Raw genomic sequence first — 22,277 nt, 5'->3', positions numbered from 1 at the left:
TAAATGCGATAAAAATGACGTTCTTGTTAAATTTTCATACTTATTACACTTGGGAGTTGCAATCGGGCAATGAACGATGCACTCTCGATGACCACTAATTTGCTTAGGATAAAAACAATGAAATTGATCAAGCCTTTAACTTGTGCGCTTGCTCTCGCAATGAGTGGCATGGCATTCGCAGATGTAACCGTGAGTGTTCCTGACAACGTTTCAGTATTAGCGGCTAACGGTGAAAAAGCAGATCTTTCGGGTGGTTTTTTCGCCTCTGAAAGAACACTGACGTTACCTGATGGCCTTAACCAAGTCGTATTTCGTTTCGCCCCTTACTTCAACCAAGGTAATGACCGTTTAAGTGTTGAAAGCGATGTTATCGTTACACGATTTGACGCGACCAATGCCGAACTCACTCTACAAATGCCAGAATACCGCAACCTACGTGATGCGGAAGAGAAGATCAAAGACTTAGATTGGAAACTGGTTGATGATTCTGGCAACGCAATCGCGGTTGACCAGGACAAGTTGCTCAAACCGGGTATGCAAATCGGTCGTGATTACGTGCGTGAAATCGAAGATTATAACCAAGCTGGCGGTGCAGCAGCCGTGGCTTTTGCTGGCGCAGCAACCATGCAGCCAGTCACGCTTCCTGCAAAGGTTCCTGCGGATATGAAGCAAGTGAGAGCAACTGCGGTTAAAGCGGATTCGACAGCTGAAGAGATGCTGCACTTCTGGTACCAAAAAGCAGACGCAGAAACCAAAGCTCGCTTTAAGAAATATGTTAATCAACAGTAAATCTGGTTAACTTTATCGATATTAAAAAAGCCACTTCACGTGGCTTTTTTGATCAAAAATTAGGAAGCTTGGACAACTTTAGTATTGGCGATCAAGTCATGCAACAATCGTCGCTCCGGATGAAAGAACAACAATGCCAAATTTACCAACGGGATCCCCGGAATGAGCATCTCCAGCAAGTAGCTAATAACAAGCCTTAACCCTGCTGTAACTTTCGTTGCCTTACTATCATTTTTCATTACAACTTTAATACCAATCATGCGCATACCAATGGTTTGCCCATGACTCAATGCATTCCAGTTGATCATTAAAACCGTTGGTAAAGAAAGCAAGTAAAACGCCTGAGTTTCACGAACAAGCGTGAGGTTATCTGCTAAAGAGAGCTGAAAGTCGTTAAGAAAAGAGTTAATACTCAATGCGATGATTAACACGACCACCATCGCAAAGAGCAGGTCGATAAAACCAGCAATGATTCTCTGTTGCTTGCTCGCGATAAAAGCATACATGGACTTCAGTCACCTCAATGTAATTGGTTAAGCGAGAATGACTGAGTGTACAGACGCGCAATGGTGAGCGCAGTTTAGGTATTGCCAACATAATATTCAACTAAGAACATACTAAATCGCGATCGTATCTCAAAAGTAATCATTACATCTTGAGCATAACCGTATCAATTTAACAAAACGCTACCAGTAACGTTCGTAAATGATATTTCCCCCAGTTTGATGGCGATACTTTTCCAAGCCTAGCTCTTGTAAAACGGGCACGGTATCTTTGATCATTTGTGGATTCCCACACATCATGACAAAGCTACGCTGAGCTGAGAATGGCGCATCAGCGGCGTTGGACAGTAAACCCGATTCGATGAGTTCAGGAATTCGGCCTTGTAATTTACCGTCAACCACTTCCCTGCTGACTATCGGTATATACTTTAATCTGCCTTCATATCGTTGCTGAAGCTGTTCAATAAGGTATTTATAAACCAGATCTTTTTCGAAACGAACGGCATGAACCAGCACAATGCGCTCATTGTGAGGCGGTAGGTTTATATCATCCAGCAGCGACAAAAACGGTCCAATCCCCGTACCTGTAGATAGCAGCCACAGGTCATGAGCCTGTTTAGGAATAGAGTCATGGATTAAATCGCCATGTGCGGTGGCACCGACATAAATGCTATCACCAGATTTAAGCTTTTGGAGCCGTGGAGAAAGTTGTCCTTGAGGGTCGGCTACTATTAGAAATTCCAACCAATCGAATTGCTCGCTTGGCGCATTAACCACAGAGTAAGCACGGCTGATCGGCTTACCTTCATCATCAAGCAAAGCAAGCTTGGTGAATTGGCCAGCTTTAAATGAAAGAGGCGCGCCAGATATTCTCAAACTGAACAGCTCACCTGTCCAATCAATGCGTTTCTCAACTCTTGCGAGGTTGAAACCTTTGAGTTCAATCATGAGACACCTCCTATCTGGTTACTCTTAGTTAAACTTACGCCTTCAACTCGATTATGTAAAGTTTCTAGTTTACATAATCAAACCACTATTTCATTTCACATTTTAAAAACAATTTTATTACATATTAAATGATTACATCTAGAATAAATGCTCAAAGTGATAAGTCGCGTCGCAATTTGTGGCAAAGCAGATGAAAAAGGAGCAATAGAAATGGACACACTGTTAAAGGACTTTCCCGTTATCACAGAGATAAAAGTCGCATGGGGTGAAATGGATGCTCTGCAACACGTTAATAACGTGGTCTATTTTCGCTACTTCGAGACCGCACGTTTAGATTACTTCAACAAAATTAACCTGCTGGTCGACCTGCAGACCTCGCAAATTGGGCCAGTACTGAGCGAGACTCAATGCCGCTACAAATTGCCTGTTACTTACCCAGACACGCTATTAGTCGGTTCTCGCGTAATCGACATGCAAGAAGATCGCATCACAATGGAGTACCAAGTGCTGAGTAAGAAGTGGGGGAAAATTGCGACCATCGCGACCGCCACTGGTGTGATGTTTGATTTTAAGAACAACGTTAAAGCTGCGATTCCAGATCACGTTCGCCAGTCGATTTTAGACTTGGAAGGAACCGTGGGTAGTACGCATCATTTGGAGTAGCAAGAAACGAGAGATTAAAGGCGAGGTTCCCGACAGCGCTTCTTCATCGCTATCGGGAATGATGCTGAGGTACCATTCCAACTTACGCAATAAGAAAACTAGCGTCATTCTAATGAGCCTAAGTGAATCATTCGAAACCTCGCTAAACGTAACAGCAGCGCGACTCTTCCAGCCTACGCGATAAGAAAGCTACGTCATTCTAGCGAGCCATAGCGAGACTAAGAATCTACTTACCGCTTGCTGCAGACCATAAAGCCATGAATAAACTCAATACAATCTGAGAGTAGATTCTGAATCACGCTCGTTCCTCGCTGTTCAGAATAACAGTTCGAGTTTGGCTCTGAGTTCTACAAAACCATCTAAAAAAGCGATTCCAGACAAGCCTAAGTGACCATCCGGAATCTCGCTTGAGACGCATCAGCAGCGCGACTCTGCCAGCCTACGCGATAAGAAAAGCTACGTCATTCTAGCGAGCCATAGCGAGACTAAGAATCTACTTGCCGCTTGCTACAGACCATAGAGCCATGAATAAACTCAATACAATCTGAGAGTAGATTCTGAATCACGCTCGTTCCTCGCGGTTCAGAATGACGATTCGAGTTTGGCTCTGACCTCTACAAAACCATCTAAAAAAGCGATTCCAGATAAACCTATGTGACCATCCGGAATCTCGCTTTAGACGCATCAGCAGAGCGACTCTTTCAGCCTACGCGATAAGAAAAGCTGCGTCATTCTAGCGAGCCAAAGTGAGACTAAGAATCTACTTGCCGCTTGCTACAGACCATAGAGCCATGAATAAACTCAATACAATCTGAGGGTAAATTCTGAATCACGCTCGTTCCTCTCGGTTCAGAATAACAGTTCGAGTTTGGCTCTGACCTCTACAAAACCATCTAAAAAAGCGATTCCAGATAAGCCTAAGTGACCATCCGGAAAATCACTTTGGACGTATCAGTGGAGCGACTCTTCCAACCTACGCGATAAGAAAAGCTGCGTCATTCTAGCGAGCCAAAGCGAGACTAAGAATCTACTTGCCGCTTGCTGCAGACCATAGAGCGATGAATAAACTCAATACAGTCGTGAGGGTAGATTCTGAATCACGCTCGTTCCTCGCAGTTCAGAATGACGGTTCGAGTTTGGCTCTGAGCTCTACAAAACCATCTAAAAAAGCGATTCCAGATAAGCCTAAGTGACCATCCGAAATCTCGCTTGAGACGCATCAGCAGCGCGACTCTTCCAGCCTACGCGATAAGAAAAGCTGCGTCATTCTAGCGAGCCATAGCGAGACTAAGAATCTGCTTGCCGCTTGCTGCAGACCATAGAGCGGTTAGCAGAATGTCTCGATGTACAGCGCTTCCACCTTATCTCTGGCCCATTGCGTTTTACGCAGGAACTTCAGCGACGATTTGATTGAAGGATCTTTCTTGAAACAGTTCACACGAACGCGCTCATACATGCCATTCCAACCAAAGTGTTCAACTAGTCGGGTGACGATTTTCTCTAAACTCAACCCGTGAAGTGGGTTATTCGGCTGCTGTTGACTCATGCTATTGATCCGGTAAAGTGAAGTTGCGCGCTAATCTAACTCAAACTCGCCGTGCAACCTAATGTTTTAACCTTGAATTGGCCTACGACTCTCCCCTATAGTAGCCCAAACTTCTTAAAAGCCCTTTTCACAATGAAAGCCCTCAACGACCTCAATATTTTTGTCGAAACCGCGCGCCAAGGCAGCTTTTCAAAAGCCGCTAACAGCATGGACATGACACCTGCCGCCATTAGCGCATCGATTAAGCGTCTTGAAGGGCAAATCGGTTTCCCGTTGTTTGTGCGTTCCACCCGAAGCCTGCGTTTAACCTCAGAGGGCGAACTGTTTTTAGACAAAACCACGCAAGCGTTGGCAACATTGCAAGAGGGGTTGGATCAGATCTCAAGTGCGCGCGGGGAGTTGTCTGGTCAGCTGCACATTACTGCACCCTCCGATTTTGGTCGCAATATGTTGCTCGATTGGGTGGATGAGTTCATCGAACTCTACCCAAATGTTTCCATTAAACTAGAGCTGTCCGATAGCTTGACGGATATGTATACCAAGCCTGTCGATATTGCGATTCGCTACGGCGAACCGGCCGACTCCAATCTGGTCGTATTGGCATTGTGTGGGTCAAACGAACGGATATTATGTGCATCGCCAGAGTACGTAGCTACACATCCAGAACTCACCTCTCCTGCCGATTTAACGCAACACAATTGCTTGTGCTACATGGTCGCGGATTCGGTCTACAACAAATGGACGCTCACGCGTGGCAGCGAGAATGAACAAATCGTGGTCAGCGGTAACTTGTTGAGCAACGATAGTGACTTGCCACACCGGTTAGCGATCAAAGGCAAAGGCATTGCGAATAAATCATTGATGGACATCAGCCGAGACTTAATCGAGGGAAGATTGGTGCGAGTGTTACCAGAGTGGGATTGCGGCCCAGTGCCGCTCTACATGGTATGTGCCGATCGTCGATTATTGACGCCAACGATTCGGACTTTCCGCGACTTTATCCAACAAAAATGCTGCCAGCAACGCGCCAACGTGCTGGCAACCTTCTGTCATTAGGCGATAAATCGAAGAGGACGAATCTGGGTATATTCAACCCAATCGTTCTCTTCCAATGTTTCAAGAAACGTCGCCATATGCGGGCTTTGCAAATGCTTATCCAAGGCCTCTTGCGATGCCCAGATTTCTTGGAACATAAATAGGCCATCAACTTTTTCGTCGAGATACAACTCGTATTGGCAACAGCCTTCTTCTTTGCGAGTTGGCTCTAGTAAACCAGCAAGCAAATTCACCACCTGATCCTTACTGTCTGGATAGGCTTTCACTTCTGCGACTAAGTGGATCATCGTTTTATCACTCTTTTCCGATTTATATATTGATTACAAGGTTCTACGTCACCTGCAAGTAAGCTCGAATTAGATCTCGGTGAATACGGTTTCTGCGTCCCAGCGAGACTTTGGCGTTTTCGCGTTGAAGTCATCTTCCGCGTGGTAGCCAAGCGGCACGATTACAACGCTGGTGTAACCTTTTTCACGCAAGCCAAATTCTTCATCCAGCACTTTGGGATCAAACCCTTCAATTGGCACTGCATCGATTTCTAACGTCGAAGCACCCAGCAGCAACGTACCCACGTTAAGGTAAACTTGTTTCTCCATCCAATGGTTCGCATCTTTCAGATCAAAACGGTGCATGTTCACAAAGTAGCTACGACCACCGCGCACAGCCGCTTTCGCTTCTTCGGTTGGGAATCGGCCATCTTTTTCTTCTTGCGCCATTAGCGCTTCAATGTAGTCGTTATCAATGCCTGTTTTTGCACAAAACACCAATACGTGAGATGCGTTGAGAATCTTCGCCGCGTTAAACGCGTAATTCTCTTGCGCCGCTTTAGCGATGCGCTGTTTGCCTTCTTCTGTGCTTGCCAGAATGAAATGCCAAGGCTGGGAGTTCACACTCGATGGACTAAAACGAATCAGCTCTTTAACTGCGTCGATTTTTTCTTGAGGTAGCTTGCGCGTTGGGTCAAACACTTTCGTTGAGTAACGAGATTTTGCAGCTTGTACGATATCCATGAGGCTCTCCAGTTAATGAGTTTAAGCTGAGTAACAGCATAAACTCATGAGATAAAGGGAAAAACCGATTTCGATTAAAAACATTTTCAAAATAAATTTGAAAATAAAACGATAAGAAAGGCTTTGAGCGTTCTCACTGAACTTCTTCATCTTTTCGGCAATAATGCATGTTTGCTCGCAACCAAACTCAACTCATGCTGCCTCAAGATAACGTTATTACATCCTTTCTGTGCAAAAAGCTCGGTCACAATCACCTGAGAATTGCCGGCGAATATTGGCACATTGAGAAGTTGGTGGCCTTGCAATGCATGATGTTGAAAGAAGCGCCTGACCTCCAGGAAGGGCTGCTTTGGTGGAGTAAAAGTGTTTCATTATTCGACCGCCGTTTGTACGTCACATTTCAACATGGTGATGCCCAAATCCATCTGCAAGTCAAATGTAGAACGGCCGATATGCCAAATTGGGCGGAGTCGGTGTTTGGCTTGCTCAAAATGCAATTGGAAATGCTTGAGCTGAGCGAATCAATACAGGTACAAGTTCACGCCAACAATCCACTCGCGGCCGATATTTTTCTAGAGGAAACGCAAGATTCTAAAACGAGTTCAAACGTGTTTGACTTGGTGAAACATGTTTATTTGCTGCTTTCTCACCAGCCAATTGAGCAACCAGAATTACTGAGTGTTTTGAACGCCTTGTTCATCAAAAACAGCAATTACGCGCTCAAGTTAGAGCAAGCGGCAAGGCAACTGGGCGTCTCCAAACGCACCTTGCAACGTCGACTGCAAGAAAAGCAAATGAGCTACTCTCAATGCGTTGATTTCGCTAAAAGAAAGCAAGCACTCACTTTGCTTGCCGACACCCAACTCACAACGCAGCAAATCGCCTATCAACTCGGTTACGAAGAACCATCGAACTTTCACCGCACTTTTCGTCGTTGGTATCCGTTTTCACCTATGCAGTATCGCCAACAATGTTTGGATAACCGAACTCAGCTAAATCAGCAACCGATCCGCTTGTACTACGCCAAAGCCAATACCTTCGACGATAACCACACCGACCAACCTGTCGGCAAAATCTGGATGGAAGTGGACAATATTGCGTTTGAAAAAGTGGTCTCGGTAGAATGCCGTGACCGTGATGGCGCATGGCGGCGCTACCCCGCCTTCTTCGAGCGTTTTTTAAGTCATGGCACCGAACTATGGGCGACAACAGAGCTTCCTGTCGCACATCCACTGACCTTTAGACTGTGTTATGAAGTCGATGGTGAGCGCTACATTGATAACAACCACCAGCGTGATTACGTGGTCTCCAAGGGGCTTTTAATTGGCGCAACGGAATACATTGTCCCGACAAAACAACTTATCCAACTCGGTACACAGTACACCTTGTTTGTGGAACTCGCATGTAGATTAAAAGACGTGGCGAAGATCGATTGCTACGCGGGTGATGCGCCAGCTCCGCACACAATGAGCCAAACTCAGAATGCAGAAGATTACACATGCTGGGCGCTACAACTTCCCCTCACCCAAACGGCTAAACAGTGTCGATTTCGACTCTATGATCATTCTGGTAATGAGTTAGCCAAAGACCATTACCCGATTCAATACCCAATTATGCAACCACTCAGTTAAATATGTAGCACAGTTCAAATTCAGCACTTCGTGACATCATTTCACGTCTTTTTTGGCGTGAAATGACACTCTCAATTTCAAACCTTTGATTTATCGTTTCCGCATTGCTGCACAACGGAGACAAAAACCGTGTTTGAAATCTTACCTAACCCTATGAATAAAATAAAAATACTCCCTATAGCGATCGCCCTAGCTCTTTCTGGCTGTGGTAGCGATGAAACTACGCCAACCGATACAGGAAGCCACGTGGCATCTCCTGATTGGCAAGACCAGATCATTTACTTCTTGATGATCGACCGTTTTAACGACGGCGACAACACGCTTAACGATCAAGGTCAGAATGAATACGATCCTACCTCAGACAAGAAATTCAGTGGTGGAGACCTGGTTGGTGTCAGTGACAAACTGGGCTACATCGAAGACCTAGGCGCTACCTCTATCTGGATTACACCGCCAGTGGCAAACCAATGGTGGGATGCAGAGCAAAACTACGGCGGCTACCACGGGTACTGGGCGCGCGATTTTCAAAAAGTGGATGAACACTTTGGTGACATGGAAAGCTACCAAGCGTTAGCACGCGAAGTGCATGCGCGTAACATGTTCTTAATTCAGGACATCGTGACCAACCATGTAGGCAACTTCTTCACCTACGATGATCCTTACAGTTATGATCCAAGCCTACCTTGCCAAGGCTTCCGTTTGATTAAAAATGCGCTACCCGCCGGGCAAGAACTGCCGTACCCACTCAACATGAACGAGTGTAAAACAGACGGCACAGGCAGCTACCACTGGACGCCGACCATCACCGACCACAACGATCCAGTACAAGAAAAAACCTGGCAGCTCTCTGATTTGGATGACCTTAATACGTCCGATCCTGAAGTACGCGCTTATCTAAAAGAGAGCTACCGAAAATGGATTCGCGAAGTCGGCGTCGACGGATTCCGTATCGATACGGTGAAGTTTGTTGAACATGATTTCTGGAATGACTTCCTACACGCCGACGATGGTGTGATGACGCAAGCGGTTGATACCGGTCGTGACAACTTCCTCACTTTTGGTGAAGTCTTCGAAACATCTACGCCTTACCACACCGAAGGCGAAGAGAAGATGCTGACTTACATCGGCGAAAGCGGCTCGCCGGAGCAGTTAACCTCGGTGTTGAACTTCCCATTGCAAGCAACCATGACTCGCGTGTTTGCAGCAGGACAACCGACCGATTACCTACGCTTCCGTCTTGAAAAAATGATGGCGATGTTCCCGAATCCATACATCATACCGAACTTCATTGATAACCACGATATGCCACGTTTTCTATCGCAAGGCAGTGTCAACGATATGAAGCAAGCTCTGATCACAATGATGGCGGTACCGGGCATCCCTGTGATTTACCAAGGTACAGAGCAAGCGATGTCAGCGGCGCGTGATGCGATGTTCGCCGGAGGGTACCGTGAAGATGGCAACTACGTAGACTCATTCGACCAAAACAGCGAGATGTACTTGTTCATCCAAGAGCTTGCTAAGTTACGTACCGAAAACAAAGTCATGACACGCGGCGAAATGAAAGTCATTGGCAGCGATAAAGCTGGTGCAGGTGTGTTCGCCTTTACCCGCACTTTGGATAACGACGAAGTCTTAGTGGTAATGAACACATCTAACTCCCCAATGTTGATGAACCAACTCGATGTAGAGCAAGCGGGCGGCACCGTCTTCCAACAACAAATCATGTCGAATTGGGCGGACGCTCCAGAGCAGTTAATCGCCGATGAAAACGGTCACGTAACCCTTGAGTTGCCAGCCAAGTCAGCAGTGATTTACTCAAAAACAAGCAGCAATCAATCTGTAGATACCCCAGACCTCAACATCCAACTGGCGCAGGATTGGGAAGGACAAACCATCACTGGTGATATTGTTATCGCGGGTAGTGCGAACGCCAACGAGAAGTTGAACCTCGTCGTCGATGGTAACTTGGAAACAGCGCAAACCATTACTGTAGGTGCTGATGGTCAGTTTAGTGTCACGCTGTCGACTCGTCATTTTGCGATTGGCGAGCAACAGCACCGCTTCGCGATTTATTCCACCGAGAAAAAAGCAGGCATCGAGGACGTGAATTTTGTCTCCAACCTAAGCTGGTCAAACACGCCGGACGACACCATTGATGACGCAGGCGATGCGCAAGATGGCATGGGCGGTCCTAACGGTAACTACTCGCTACCAACGGATCCAACGTTCGATAAAGATAACAGCCAACTCGCAATCAACAAAGCTGAGGTATTTACCGTTGGCAGTAACGTGCGCTTGACCTTCACTATGGACAAGATCACCGATACTTGGTTGCCACCAAACGGCTTTGACCACGTTGGTTTCACCATCTTCATTGATTTACCGGAAGAAGCGGCAACCAACCTAACGGAACTGCCTAAGATCAACGCTTCTATGCCAAGCGGAACATGGAGTCGCAATGCCGTGGTCTTCGGCTGGCAAAGTTCGATTTACAACACTCAAGGCGCAAACGCGACAACATGGGGTGAAGCGGTGACACCAGCACCAATGGTCACGGTAGACAAAGCCAACAACACCATTTCGATGGACTTTGCTAGCGATGCACTAGGCCGCCCAGATTCGCTCGATGGTATCCGCTTCTATGTCACGACTTGGGACTTAGACGGTCTTTCAGCAACTTACCGTCCGCTAGAGCAAGACAAAGGCCCTTGGAACTTCTCCGGTGGCGCATCGGATGAAAGTAAGATTTGGGACGATTTACCAATCATCACCTTGTCGGAATAAACCGTTAAATAAGACACCGCCCAGCGTTATAGCAGGGCGGTCATCAACAAAAGAATGCAGAAAGACACTTCTGCTCGTTTTTATTCTAGTTAAAGAACGATTTCACCCACAGCACCAGACTGTCCCAAAGCTGACCGAACCACGAGCCCTCTTCTACCGCTTGGCTGCTGACCAAGGGATAACTCGCCACGGTACTGTCATCGCTTTTCCAAACGACCTTACCAATCTCATCCCCTTGCGCTATCGGCGCAATCAACGGTTCATTTAACACCACACTCTTATCAAGCCCAGCCGTCATTGAACGAGGCAGAGTGAGATAGGCATCTTTAGCGAAGATCGCCTCAACTTGATTGGCATTACCCTTCCAAACGCGAACTTTAGACTCAACTTGGCCCTGCTTAGCAACTTGCTTGGTGTCATAAAAACGAAAACCATAGCTGAGTAGATTCTTCGATTGGCTGATCCGAGCCTGTTTACTTGGCGTGCCCATCACCACCGAGATAAGGCGCATTCTTCCTTCTTTGGCCGAGCTCACCAAGCTGTATCCGGCATTGCTGGTGTAGCCGGTTTTTCCCCCGTCGACATCAATGGAATTGTCCCACAACAACTTATTGCGGTTGTACTGCGTAATGTCGTTCCACTTGAAGACTTTCTCGCTGTATAGCGCATACACATCGGGAACATCGCTGATGATCGACTGCATGAGTCTTGCCATATCGGTTGGTGAGGTTTGGATGCCATCACTATCAAGACCATGGGAGTTCACAAAATAGGTGTCTTGCAGTCCTAATTTCTCCGCCCAACCATTCATCAAGGCAACAAAGCCGCGTTCACTGCCTGCAACATGCTCAGCCAGTGCAACGCACGCGTCATTTCCTGATTGGATGATCACGCCGCGCATTAAGTTCGCAACACTAATTTCATCTTTCGGTTTGATGAACATTTTAGAAGAACCGGGAAACTTGGCCGACCACGCGTTTTCGCTCACGGTGACAACATCATCCCATTTCAAACGCCCCGCTTTGATTTCTTGTCCAACTACATAAGCGGTCATCAACTTGGTTAAACTCGCCGGAGCAAGGCCTGCTCGCCCGTTATACTCGGCAATAATGGCACCGGATTGAAAGTCCATTAATACGTAGCCTTTTGCCTGTAACTGAGGTGGGTTGGGCGTAACAACGGCAAAAGTAGGTACGCTTATTAAACAAGTCACAATTGTCCATCGAGCCAGTGACACTTTCATCCGACTTCCTCCATGCTCTTACTTTGTCGCAACTCTATTGAGCATAGCTCACTCAACCAGTTGCACCAGTCGCTAATCGTTTCATTTTCTTGAACTTACATTGATTTGACCAAGGTATAGAACTGAAGAGGCAATTGGGAAATAGCGTTGGTTCTTCGCGCCATTCGCAGTAAAGTAGCGCTACCCCTCAATAAGGAAATAAAGATAACAATGAACGCTCAATCATTTATCGACGCAGGATTGCATTACACTCCCCACAGTTTTACCGTTCCTCTGGATTACCAAGACGCAAGCAAAGGCACCATTAGAGTCTTCGCCCGTTCGGTTTGCCTAGTTGGCGATGAAGAATCGACCAAACCTTGGTTGGTTTACTTTCAGGGCGGGCCTGGCTTTCCCTCTCCACGTCAAAACGGCAATAATGGCTGGGTAAAACGCGCCCTGCAAGAGTACCGAGTTTTGCTTCTCGACCAGCGCGGTACGGGCAACAGCAGCGTAATTAATCACCAGACGCTTGCTCACCTCACGCCAGAGCAACAAGCAGACTACTTGAACCACTTCCGAGCGGATAACATCGTGCGCGACGCGGAATACATTCGTGAGCAATTTGGCGTCGAAAAATGGGCGATCTTAGGTCAAAGCTTTGGTGGTTTTTGTTCCCTCACCTATTTGTCTTTGTTCCCAGACAGCTTGCTGCAAAGCTACATCACGGGTGGCGTGCCATCAGTCTCGCGTCATGCCGACGATGTGTATGAAGCCACCTTCAAACGCACCATGGAGAAAAACCAAGCATTCTTCCAACAATTTCCCAATGCACAGCAACTTTGCCAAAACATTGCGAATCACTTGCTAGAAAATGAAGAGTACCTACCAAATGGTCAACGCTTCACGGTGGAACAATTTCAACAAATCGGCATCAACTTTGGTGTGAGTGATACTTTCTTACCAACTTACTATTGGCTAGAAAGCGCGTTGATTGAAGTGAACGGCAAACCACAACTTCGTTATGAGTTCTTAAACGATATGTTGGCGCAGCAAAACTTCCAAACCAACCCGATCTACGCCATTTTGCATGAATCGATTTACTGTCAAAGCTTCGCGTCGAATTGGAGTGCGCACCGCGTTCGCCAAACCCGATCAGAGTTTAATTATGAATCTGGCAAGCCATTTTACTTTACGGGGGAAATGGTCTTCCCATGGATGTTCGACCAATACGTTAACCTCAAGCCACTAAAAGACACCGCAGAAATATTGGCAGCGAAAGAAGATTGGGCTGCGCTGTACGATCAAACACAATTGGCTCAAAACAAAGTGCCTGTCAGTTGCGCCGTTTACGCCGATGATATGTTTGTTGAAATGGATATCAGTCGAGAGACGCTCGCGTTAATACCAAATTCAAAAGCGTGGATCACCAATGAGTACGAGCACAACGGTTTACGTGCCGACGGTGAACGCATTCTCGATAGGCTCATAGCCATGGGTAAACAGACCGCAGCTGCGTTGAAATAAGCAGGACAGACGTTAGAAATACGCCTTTTTAGTATTTGATGAAAAGGCGTTTATAGCGGTTTATGAACAATGGCGATCAGTCATTCACTCTTTGTCCCTAAACCTTTATCCCTCACCACCTCATGTATAAAACTGCGACATGTCCTTTCCTTGTCAATTACTCCGGTGATTACTTGGTGCTTCTTGCGCCTAACTTTTTTGAAGGGCCCAAAACAGCATAAATTTAAACCAAAAGTATCGGCTCCAACCTACCTAACCCACTATAATTAATGCTTATAATTTGAACACATAGCGGCTTCACCTGCGGACATGCTCCCCCTATCAAAGACCGCCAGGCCCCGCCTACTCATAATATCCGTATAATTTGTCCGTATTTCCGACTGGTTTAGTCAGGTATACTTCGTGCCGCTAAAATTTTAAGGTCGTTGACCACCTGTATTTTTAAAGGAAACCTCATGAGTCAGTATGTAGTTTGTGCGCTGTACAAGTTTGTTGAGCTGAATAACTATCAAGAGCTACGCGAGCCATTATTTGCGTTGATGGAAAAACACCATATTCGCGGAACATTACTACTGGCAAGTGAAGGTATCAACGGTACTGTTGCATCTGATCGTGCAGGTATTGATACGCTACTGGAGTGGCTAAACAACGAACCTCGTTTGACTGGCACCGTATACAAAGAGTCGTATTCTGAGACCCAGCCATTCAATCGCACCAAAGTGAAACTGAAAAAAGAGATCGTAACATTAGGTGTTGAAGGTATAGACCCTCGCCACGTAGTGGGTACTTACGTGAAACCTCAAGAGTGGAACGATCTTATTGCTGATCCTGAAGTGTTTGTTGTCGATACACGTAATGATTACGAAATCGAGATCGGGACATTCAAAGGCGCTGTAAACCCAAATACTGAAACCTTTCGTGAATTCCCAGACTATGTAAAAGAAAACATGGACCCGGCAAAACACAAGAAAGTTGCGATGTTCTGTACCGGTGGTATCCGCTGCGAAAAATCAACGGCTTACATGAAAGAACAGGGCTTTGATGAGGTCTACCACCTAGAAGGCGGCATTCTTAAATATCTTGAAGAAGTTCCTCAAGAAGAGAGCATGTGGGAAGGCGATTGTTACGTATTTGACGGTCGTGTTGCAGTGAACCACCAGCTAGAAAAAGCAGATTACGATTTATGTAACGCTTGTCGTCTACCGATCACTGAAGAAGACAAACAGTCAGAATTGTTCGAGCAAGGCGTGAGCTGTCCAAAATGTCACGGCACACACTCAGAAGAACAAATTGCTCGATTCCGCGAGCGTGAAAAACAAATTGTTCTTGCAGAGCAGCGAGGCGAGCAGCATGTTGGTGGTGAAAGTGCCAAGCAAAGAGAAGCCCGACGTGCCGCTAAGTACGCGCAAAAAGAAGCGCAGCGTAAACAAGACTAAGCCTAACTCTCCTTATATTTAGCGAGCTGCCGTAAGGTGGCTCGCTTTTACTGCGCACCAATACTCTTTCAATACAATTTTGTATCCCTCACCAATACCTCTAGTTGATTGTCTCTTTTGCCTTCGGGTAGCCCCACCATTTCATCATAAGCACTTTGATGCACTAGAACCTGCTTATTTGCTTTGATATTCCTGCACTTCTTTTGCATCTCGATCAGGGAATGAGCCCTCAAAAAGATACCGTTGTCATCAGTGATAAATTGCGCTTCTCCATCAATCACAACAGATGCCTGATACAATGCGAGATCAAGCGAATGAATGACCAACTTGTCCACATAGAAGTATTTTTGTAACTTACTCAATGCTATTGCCATGTGTCACCTCCCTAAAAGTTATCTCTACGTTTTGTGGAATAAAACCGATCATTGGATGAGATTTCTTCGGTTTACTTGCGTACAACATCGGAAACAAAGAGGATTCCGATGCAAACAATCAATGTCGTGTGGTTAAAGCGAGATTTAAGGCTGACTGACCATCAACCACTAACTCAAGCATTATCAACAAAGCACCCAACTGTGCTTTTGTATATTGTTGAACCATTGCTATTGAACAACCCACACTATTCTGAGCGCCACTGGCGATTTGTTTGGCAATCACTGCAAGACATGGATGAAACGCTCAAAGCGTATGGGCATCGAATCACGGTGCTGTTTGACGATGCCTTAGCATGTTTCCAATCAATTCAAGCGCAATATCAAATCAACGCTGTTTTTTCTCACCAAGAAATAGGACTCAACTGCACCTTTGAACGAGACCGACAAGTTGCCGCTTGGCTGTATAAGCAGAACATCGACTGGTTTGAGTTCGAACACGGTGCTGTTATCAGAGGTGCAAAAAACCGGCAAGGTTGGGACAAACATTGGGACTCTGTCATGAGAGCCTCAATAAGCCCTATTGAGCTCCAAACCGACTTATTGCATTCATTGGATGCAGAAGCTCTCGGCTGTTCGTTTTCGCCACCATCATCCTGGCTATCAAAATGCAAAGGAATGCAAACGGGAGGAAGCCGGCTCGCTTGGAAAACACTAGAGGACTTTTTCCATCGTCGAGGTCGTGATTACTATCGAAGTATTTCTAGTCCCACAGCCTCACGCACAGCCTGTACTCGACTTTCTCCATACCTCGCTTGGGGTAACATATCCTTACGTGAAGTTTATCAATACCTTTTGAAACACTGGCAAGTCGCTGGATTTCGTCGCAGCTTAATTGCATTGTCTTCACGGCTTCATTGGCACTGTCACTTCATCCAAAAATTCGAATCGGAATACGACATGGAGTTTTACTGCGTTAATCGGGCTTACGAACCATTGATTAGACAAAGTAGTACTTTCGATGAAGAAAAGTTAGCAGCATGGAAATCCGGGCATACTGGCGTACCTTTGATTGATGCCTGCATGCGCTGTTTGCACCACACTGGTTACATTAACTTTCGCATGCGTGCCATGCTGGTTAGCTTTCTTACTCACCACATGAACATGGATTGGCGAGTAGGTGTAACGCATTTAGCGCAACTGTTTCTCGACTTTGAGCCTGGAATTCATTACCCACAATTCCAAATGCAAGCAGGAGTAACCGGGACTAACACAATCCGTATTTATAATCCGATCAAGCAAGCCCAAGAACATGATCCTAACGGTACGTTCATCTACAAGTGGGTACCTGAGTTACAAATGGTTCCTCCCCCTCTTTTATTCGAGCCCTGGACAATGACCCAGATGGAAGCTGTCATGTATCAATTGCAGCCAGATAGCCGTTACCTTGCACCTTTTATCGCACCAGACAAAGCAGCTAAGGCAGCAAGAGAGCGCTTATGGACGTGGCGGAAACGAGCTGATGTGAAACAAGAAGGCAGACGAATTCTTGCGCGACATGTTAGACCCTCAAAAGAAAGTAGGACGCGATGATCATCTTTCAATCACGATGCGTACAAATGCAAACACACTCCAGGGAACCCGTTGTACCCTCAACTAGTAAGGAACACATTATGTTCAAACGTATCTTAGTTATCGCGGCGACACTGATGGCGACATTATCTTTTATGCTTCCCGTTCAGGCTCATGAGCATGGCATGATGAAAGCCGATATTGTCGACGTTGCCGCTGAAAATGGCTCTTTCAATACGCTTGTTGCTGCGGTGAAAGCAGCGGGCCTGGTTGACACTCTCAAAGGGGAAGGCCCATTTACTGTTTTTGCACCAACGGATGACGCTTTTGCAAAACTGCCAGACGGCACAGTCGACATGCTCTTAATGCCGGAAAACAAAGACAAGTTAGTATCTGTTTTGACTTATCACGTCGTCCCAGGGAAAGTGATGGCTGCCGATGTTGTTAAGCTAGACAAAGCGACTACGGTTCAGGGGCAAGATGTGATGATTAAAACCATGGGCGATAAAGTCATGGTTAACGATGCAAATGTCATCGCAACCGATGTGAAAGCTAAAAACGGTGTCATTCACGTGATTGATACTGTCATCATGCCGAAATAACACCATTCAAAGGGCGGTACACTCCGCCCTTTAGACAGAACTTCTTCCACCCTTAGCACGATTCCTCTCCATTTATCCCCAACAAACCTCCACTCATTCTCCATGATTATTAATAAGATAAAAACAAAATTAAAATCAATATCTTGCAATACGATACTGCATAATATTGACGAGGTTAAGATATCGTTATCTTTCAATTTGAGAACAGGATTCCATGTCAGTGACGTTTACTTTTCCACATGTAAATTCTTAAGCTAAATTTTGGCTGCTCAATCACATTTCGGCAAACCATTCGAAAGGGTGGGACGCAAAGCTTCCGGTCTGTCAGCATTTAAAAATCTAAAAGAATGCTCATGATAGCGGGGTTACCATGACTCAGTGTTACAGAAGTCCAATTTCTGTAGCGTTGCTTTATGCTCAGCATGCGCCGGGGTGTGACATTAGTTTGTCAGTCATAACAGAGGACATGTGATGAAATCATTTCCAACCAAATCCGTACTCGCGTTAGCACTTGCAAGCATTAGCTCAGGTGCTGCGGCTCACGGTTATGTATCAGAAACCAATGGTGGTGTCGCTGCAAGTCGCTCGGCACTATGTAAGTATCCATCGCCAGATACTAACGAAAAAAATAATAACTGCGGTGCGATTCAATATGAACCGCAAAGCGTTGAAGGCCCTGATGGCTTTCCCGAAACAGGGCCTCGCGATGGTAAAATAGCGAGTGCCGAAACCGCTTTAGCAGCTGCCCTTGATGAGCAAACTGCCGACCGTTGGGTAAAACGCCCTATTCAAGCAGGTACACAAACTTTTGAATGGACATTTACCGCTAACCACGTGACGCGCGACTGGAAATATTACATCACCAAGCCTGATTGGAACCCAAACGCTTCACTATCACGAGACTCTTTTGATCTAACTCCTTTCTGTGTCGTCGACGGCAATATGGTTCAACCCCCGAAACAGGTAAGCCATCAATGTAATGTGCCTACTCGCGAGGGATACCATGTCATCCTGGCAGTATGGGATGTTGGCGACACTGCAGCCTCATTTTATAACGTGATCGATGTGAAATTTGATGGTGGCAGTCCCGTTATTCCAGATTGGAAGCAAGGCGGTCAAATTATTCCTACAATGGATTTAAATATTGGGGATTCGGTTTATACACGCGTATTTGATCAAGCAGGTGAAAACGTGGCGTATAGAACTGAACTAGAAATTACCGATGCAGCAATGGGCCAAGCGAAAAACTGGTCTTACGCACTCGCGACTAAGCTAAACCAAGAACAAGCAAAACTGCAAGCCGGGCAGTATGCAGAGGATAAATTCACTCCTGTTTATGGTACTAATCCGGTGTATCTGCAAGCAAATAGCGGCCTTGAGCGAGTAGAGATCGGCTATAACATTGAAACTCCTGTTCCAGAATACTCACTCACAGTAGATGGCTTAGCAGACGAGTATATCATTGAGTCAACACCGACAACGTTGGATCTGACACTAACTGCTGAAGGCGATTTAAATGCAGAACTCACCGTTTACAATCACCATCGCGAACCACTTACAAGTTGGGCAAACGAAATGAAAGACGGCTCGGTAGAGGCGATATCGCTCGCTTTAAGTAAATCGGAGCCGGGTCACCATATGCTCGTAACACGTATTAAGGATAAAGATGGCAACTTGGTGGATCAGCAAACACTCGACTTTCACTTAAAAGAAGAGTCAGTTACTCCACCACCATCTGATGAGTACGATTTTGTCTTCCCTGAAGGACTATCTAGCTACACGGCGGGCACAAAAGTGCTTGCCAGCGACGGGGGCATTTATCAATGTAAACCTTTCCCATACTCTGGTTACTGTATGCAGTGGAAAGAAAGCGCAAACCATTACGAGCCTGGAATAGGTTCACACTGGGAGATGGCTTGGGATAAAGTCAACTAAATCACCCTTTGAACGTTATGCAAAAGAGTCTCACTATGAGGCTCTTTTATAATCAAACGCAAAAATGACAATTTTCCCGGTCTAAACCATGAACACCAGATAAACTAGTGAGATGCGCTCGCCCCTCAATCAGTCCCATTTCATACCCTTCTAGTAAAACGGATTGTCGCATTGATAAGCGCTGAACATGAAAATTATCTGGTGGGGCAATTACCCTAACATGTGTTCCTGGTGGAGGGTTACGAATAAACTCTAATGATTGATTATAGTTATCTGCACGTCTTAACATCGCATCCGCCATTTTGGGGTGCTCCGCAAACAGTTTCTTCATCAGCCATGTGGTCTTAACTGGCTTTTTGGCATAATTCAGCGGGTGAGAGAGTACTACGGTTATGTCGCGAGCCCCTCGACGATAAGCTTCACGCACTGGGATAGAATCAGCGACCCCACCATCGGTATAACAACCACCAGAAAAACAAGGGGTATGCTTGTAGGCAATCGGTAATGCTGTTGTCGCTTCAATCGCATGGTGAAAATTATCACGTGTCACGCGATAGTAATCTGCCTGCCCTGTATCTACATTTGTTGTCGCTGCGAGAAAAGGAACGCCATTAAACAGTTTATTTTCATCGACGGGATACAAGCGATTAGATTCTTCAAACAACCACTTCACATCGATGAGGTCCCCACCTTTAACGAAGCGAGTCGGGTCAAAAAAGCGTTTGCTTGTGGCCAGCTTAGTAATGACGTTAATACTGCGATGCGGGTAGTCGGTCAAATACCCAATCAAATTTGATGCACCAGCAGATACACCGATTGCAAAATCAAACGGTTTATAACTCTGCTCTAAAAACGCATCTAACACTCCGCTTGCGAAGACGCCTCGCATCGCGCCACCTTCTACTACAATTGCTTTTGTTGCCATATTTCCCCCATTCTCCTTGCCAAAAGAGTAATGAAATTCGTGCAATCACAACAATTGAATATTCTTATTATTGAAATAGGTGAAGTCTATTTATTTCTCTCTTAGAAAATGAAAACTAAAGTTCAAAAAATCCGTACCCGTTAGAAATGTAATTGCGGGCTTAACCAAGGTGGCAAGGTCTAAGAGAAATCTAGGAGAAAACCGTTTTATAGGCTTCGCCCGCGCCATCAATAAACATTTGAGTACCAATAACCGCTAGAATTAAGCCCATCATTTTAGTCACAACATTTAGAGCACTTGGTCCAACCGCTTTGACCAATTTGTCTCCAAACAAAAACAGTACATAGGTGATCACACAAAGGACAGCGAAAGAAACGATAGTAATAATGGTTTGATCGAAACCACCCGCTGTCGCAAAGTTCATCGCGGTAGCAATCGTTCCGGGCCCAGCTAATATTGGCATCGCCAATGGAGACACTGCAATACTCAATGCCGCCCGTTGCTGAGCTGGTGAATACGCCTTCTCTTTGGTTTTCTGATGCGTCGAATCACCTTGAAGCATGTTAAAACCTATCAAAAACACCAAAATACCGCCTGTTATTCGCAATGCATAAAGCGTGATACCAAACAAATCAAAAATTAACTTACCGGCAATAGAAAATATCGCGATGATAATAAATGCAATAAAGACTGAGCGGAGCGCAATGGAACGGATGGTTTCTTTATCTTCATCAGCAGTTAAACTCAAAAAGATGGGGATATTGGCGATAGGGTTCATGATGGCAAAGAAGCCCATAAACACCGTAACTGTATGAACAATGAGTTCTTTCATATTTTCCACTGCATTTAAATTATTGATTCTAAAAACAGTATATACGCTCTCAAACAGAAAGAGTGGTGTATTCTCGATTCGCCTTCACACTTATGCGCCAAGCATTGTTTTTCTTTTGAGATAGTTTACCGACTCATCAAATGTCGCTAAGGTGAGTCTTCAGCCTTTACACGTAACAGGGGATGTTAAGTCACCATGAACAGCACGATTCAAACAATTCTCAATCACCGCTCAATTCGAAAATTCACCTCACAACCGATTGAGAGCGAACAATTAGATGCCATTCTTCAAGCCGGCCTTGCGGCGTCCTCATCAAGCATGTTGCAAGTCGTTTCAATTATCCGCGTGACCGACAAAGAAAAACGTACACTATTAGCTCAATATGCCGGAAATCAAGGGTACGTTGAAAGCGCGGCTGAGTTTTTGGTGTTTTGTATTGATTACCAGCGCCATGCCAGTATCAACCCAGATATTCAAGCTGATTTTACCGAGTTAACACTAATAGGCGCTGTAGACTCGGGGATCATGGCACAAAATTGCTTGCTTGCGGCGGAGTCGATGGGACTAGGAGGCGTGTATATTGGTGGTTTACGAAACAATGCCCCAAAAGTAGACGAATTATTAGGTTTACCTAAAAATACCGCCATTTTATTTGGTATGTGTCTTGGTCATCCAGATCAAGCCCCTGAAGTAAAACCTCGCCTACCTAAGCATGTCGTGGTGCATGAGAATCAGTATCAAGACCTAAACTTGGATGATATTCAGACGTATGACCAAACCATGCAAAACTACTATGCAAACCGTTCGAGCAATCAAAAACAGAGTACTTGGTCGCAAGAAGTCACCAGTAAACTGGCTGGCGAATCACGTCCGCACATCCTGCCTTACTTAAACAGAAAAGGGCTCACTAAAAGGTGATGAC

Annotated in this window: 20 protein-coding genes and 1 riboswitch; of the genes, 11 read left to right on the top strand and 9 right to left on the bottom strand. The window is 45.7% G+C overall.

The genetic code is table 11. The annotated features are described in order from the left end of the window. Positions 1–117: 117 nt before the first annotated feature. Positions 118–789: a DUF2057 domain-containing protein gene (locus R7Q41_RS01330; protein WP_017634411.1), complete on the top strand. Its 672-nt coding sequence runs from the start codon at positions 118–120 to the stop codon at positions 787–789. A gap of 59 nt (positions 790–848) precedes the next feature. On the opposite strand, the gene R7Q41_RS01325 is transcribed toward R7Q41_RS01330, so the two are convergent. Together R7Q41_RS01325 and R7Q41_RS01320 are read right to left on the bottom strand one after the other, a co-directional pair. Beyond that, positions 849–1,295, bottom strand: a complete 447-nt coding sequence (locus R7Q41_RS01325) for an RDD family protein (RefSeq protein ID WP_005374936.1) — start codon at positions 1,293–1,295, stop codon at positions 849–851. A gap of 180 nt (positions 1,296–1,475) precedes the next feature. Beyond that, the gene (locus tag R7Q41_RS01320) at positions 1,476–2,240 is read right to left on the bottom strand and encodes a ferredoxin--NADP reductase (RefSeq protein WP_005374935.1); all 765 of its coding nucleotides are present in this window, start codon (positions 2,238–2,240) and stop codon (positions 1,476–1,478) included. Positions 2,241–2,450: 210 nt separating this feature from the next. Between R7Q41_RS01320 and R7Q41_RS01315 the strand changes: the two genes are divergently transcribed. Beyond that, positions 2,451–2,903 carry an acyl-CoA thioesterase gene (locus R7Q41_RS01315; protein WP_005374933.1) on the top strand — a complete coding sequence of 151 codons (453 nt, stop codon included), beginning with the start codon at positions 2,451–2,453 and terminating at the stop codon, positions 2,901–2,903. Between the two features lie 1,327 nt (positions 2,904–4,230). Here the strand turns inward: R7Q41_RS01315 and R7Q41_RS01310 are convergent. After that, positions 4,231–4,449 carry a VF530 family DNA-binding protein gene (locus R7Q41_RS01310; protein ID WP_005374929.1) on the bottom strand — a complete coding sequence of 73 codons (219 nt, stop codon included), beginning with the start codon at positions 4,447–4,449 and terminating at the stop codon, positions 4,231–4,233. 132 nt (positions 4,450–4,581) lie between these two features. On the opposite strand from R7Q41_RS01310, the gene R7Q41_RS01305 reads away from it, so the two are divergent. Further along, positions 4,582–5,505: a LysR family transcriptional regulator gene (locus tag R7Q41_RS01305; RefSeq protein WP_053303892.1), complete on the top strand. Its 924-nt coding sequence runs from the start codon at positions 4,582–4,584 to the stop codon at positions 5,503–5,505. On the opposite strand, the gene R7Q41_RS01300 is transcribed toward R7Q41_RS01305, so the two are convergent. Both R7Q41_RS01300 and R7Q41_RS01295 read right to left on the bottom strand, forming a co-directional pair. Further along, on the bottom strand, positions 5,502–5,792 hold the full coding sequence (locus R7Q41_RS01300; RefSeq protein ID WP_005374925.1) for a putative quinol monooxygenase: 291 nt from the start codon (positions 5,790–5,792) through the stop codon (positions 5,502–5,504). The genes R7Q41_RS01305 and R7Q41_RS01300 overlap by 4 nt on opposite strands. 69 nt (positions 5,793–5,861) lie before the next feature. Beyond that, the gene (locus R7Q41_RS01295) at positions 5,862–6,515 is read right to left on the bottom strand and encodes an oxygen-insensitive NAD(P)H-dependent nitroreductase NfsB (RefSeq protein ID WP_005480118.1); all 654 of its coding nucleotides are present in this window, start codon (positions 6,513–6,515) and stop codon (positions 5,862–5,864) included. Between the two features lie 167 nt (positions 6,516–6,682). Here R7Q41_RS01295 and R7Q41_RS01290 point away from each other — a divergent pair, with 167 nt between their 5' ends. Together R7Q41_RS01290 and R7Q41_RS01285 are read left to right on the top strand one after the other, a co-directional pair. Then, positions 6,683–8,146: a helix-turn-helix transcriptional regulator gene (locus R7Q41_RS01290; protein WP_262659760.1), complete on the top strand. Its 1,464-nt coding sequence runs from the start codon at positions 6,683–6,685 to the stop codon at positions 8,144–8,146. 129 nt (positions 8,147–8,275) lie between these two features. Further along, positions 8,276–10,933 carry an alpha-amylase family glycosyl hydrolase gene (locus R7Q41_RS01285; RefSeq protein ID WP_162497036.1) on the top strand — a complete coding sequence of 886 codons (2,658 nt, stop codon included), beginning with the start codon at positions 8,276–8,278 and terminating at the stop codon, positions 10,931–10,933. An 85-nt stretch (positions 10,934–11,018) separates the two neighbouring features. On the opposite strand, the gene R7Q41_RS01280 is transcribed toward R7Q41_RS01285, so the two are convergent. Further along, entirely contained in the window at positions 11,019–12,176 is a 1,158-nt protein-coding gene (locus R7Q41_RS01280) for a D-alanyl-D-alanine carboxypeptidase family protein (protein ID WP_005374901.1), read from the bottom strand. Positions 12,177–12,386: 210 nt separating this feature from the next. Here R7Q41_RS01280 and R7Q41_RS01275 point away from each other — a divergent pair, with 210 nt between their 5' ends. Next, positions 12,387–13,682, top strand: a complete 1,296-nt coding sequence (locus R7Q41_RS01275; RefSeq protein ID WP_213907549.1) for an alpha/beta fold hydrolase — start codon at positions 12,387–12,389, stop codon at positions 13,680–13,682. 455 nt (positions 13,683–14,137) lie between these two features. Continuing rightward, positions 14,138–15,118 carry a rhodanese-related sulfurtransferase gene (locus R7Q41_RS01270; protein WP_161441384.1) on the top strand — a complete coding sequence of 327 codons (981 nt, stop codon included), beginning with the start codon at positions 14,138–14,140 and terminating at the stop codon, positions 15,116–15,118. Between the two features lie 68 nt (positions 15,119–15,186). Here the strand turns inward: R7Q41_RS01270 and R7Q41_RS01265 are convergent, their stop codons facing one another. Further along, positions 15,187–15,492, bottom strand: a complete 306-nt coding sequence (locus tag R7Q41_RS01265; protein WP_017634442.1) for a DUF6482 family protein — start codon at positions 15,490–15,492, stop codon at positions 15,187–15,189. A gap of 108 nt (positions 15,493–15,600) precedes the next feature. Here R7Q41_RS01265 and R7Q41_RS01260 point away from each other — a divergent pair, with 108 nt between their 5' ends. The 3 genes from R7Q41_RS01260 to gbpA all read left to right on the top strand — a co-directional run bounded on the left by R7Q41_RS01260 (position 15,601) and on the right by gbpA (position 19,598). Beyond that, positions 15,601–17,082 (top strand): deoxyribodipyrimidine photo-lyase, encoded by a 1,482-nt coding sequence (locus tag R7Q41_RS01260; protein ID WP_318108632.1) that lies wholly within the window; start codon positions 15,601–15,603, stop codon positions 17,080–17,082. Between the two features lie 80 nt (positions 17,083–17,162). Beyond that, positions 17,163–17,663 (top strand): fasciclin domain-containing protein, encoded by a 501-nt coding sequence (locus R7Q41_RS01255; protein WP_005374896.1) that lies wholly within the window; start codon positions 17,163–17,165, stop codon positions 17,661–17,663. Positions 17,664–17,935: 272 nt separating this feature from the next. Continuing rightward, a riboswitch (cyclic di-GMP riboswitch) is annotated at positions 17,936–18,036 on the top strand. Positions 18,037–18,134: 98 nt separating this feature from the next. Next, the gene (gene gbpA, locus R7Q41_RS01250; RefSeq protein WP_262659763.1) at positions 18,135–19,598 is read left to right on the top strand and encodes an N-acetylglucosamine-binding protein GbpA; all 1,464 of its coding nucleotides are present in this window, start codon (positions 18,135–18,137) and stop codon (positions 19,596–19,598) included. 52 nt (positions 19,599–19,650) lie between these two features. On the opposite strand, the gene R7Q41_RS01245 is transcribed toward gbpA, so the two are convergent. After that, positions 19,651–20,523, bottom strand: a complete 873-nt coding sequence (locus tag R7Q41_RS01245) for a patatin family protein (protein ID WP_017634445.1) — start codon at positions 20,521–20,523, stop codon at positions 19,651–19,653. Positions 20,524–20,713: 190 nt separating this feature from the next. Further along, entirely contained in the window at positions 20,714–21,355 is a 642-nt protein-coding gene (locus R7Q41_RS01240; RefSeq protein ID WP_005374889.1) for a MarC family protein, read from the bottom strand. A 195-nt stretch (positions 21,356–21,550) separates the two neighbouring features. Between R7Q41_RS01240 and nfsA the strand changes: the two genes are divergently transcribed. Then, a complete protein-coding gene (nfsA, locus tag R7Q41_RS01235) occupies positions 21,551–22,273 on the top strand; it encodes an oxygen-insensitive NADPH nitroreductase (protein WP_149191710.1) in 723 nt (240 codons plus the stop codon). The last annotated feature ends 4 nt before the right edge of the window (positions 22,274–22,277 follow it).

Source organism: Vibrio sp. 2096 (assembly GCF_033339595.1).
In the GTDB taxonomy this organism is placed as follows: Bacteria; Pseudomonadota; Gammaproteobacteria; order Enterobacterales; family Vibrionaceae; genus Vibrio; species Vibrio alginolyticus.
This window is presented reverse-complemented; position numbering and strand designations above follow the sequence as displayed.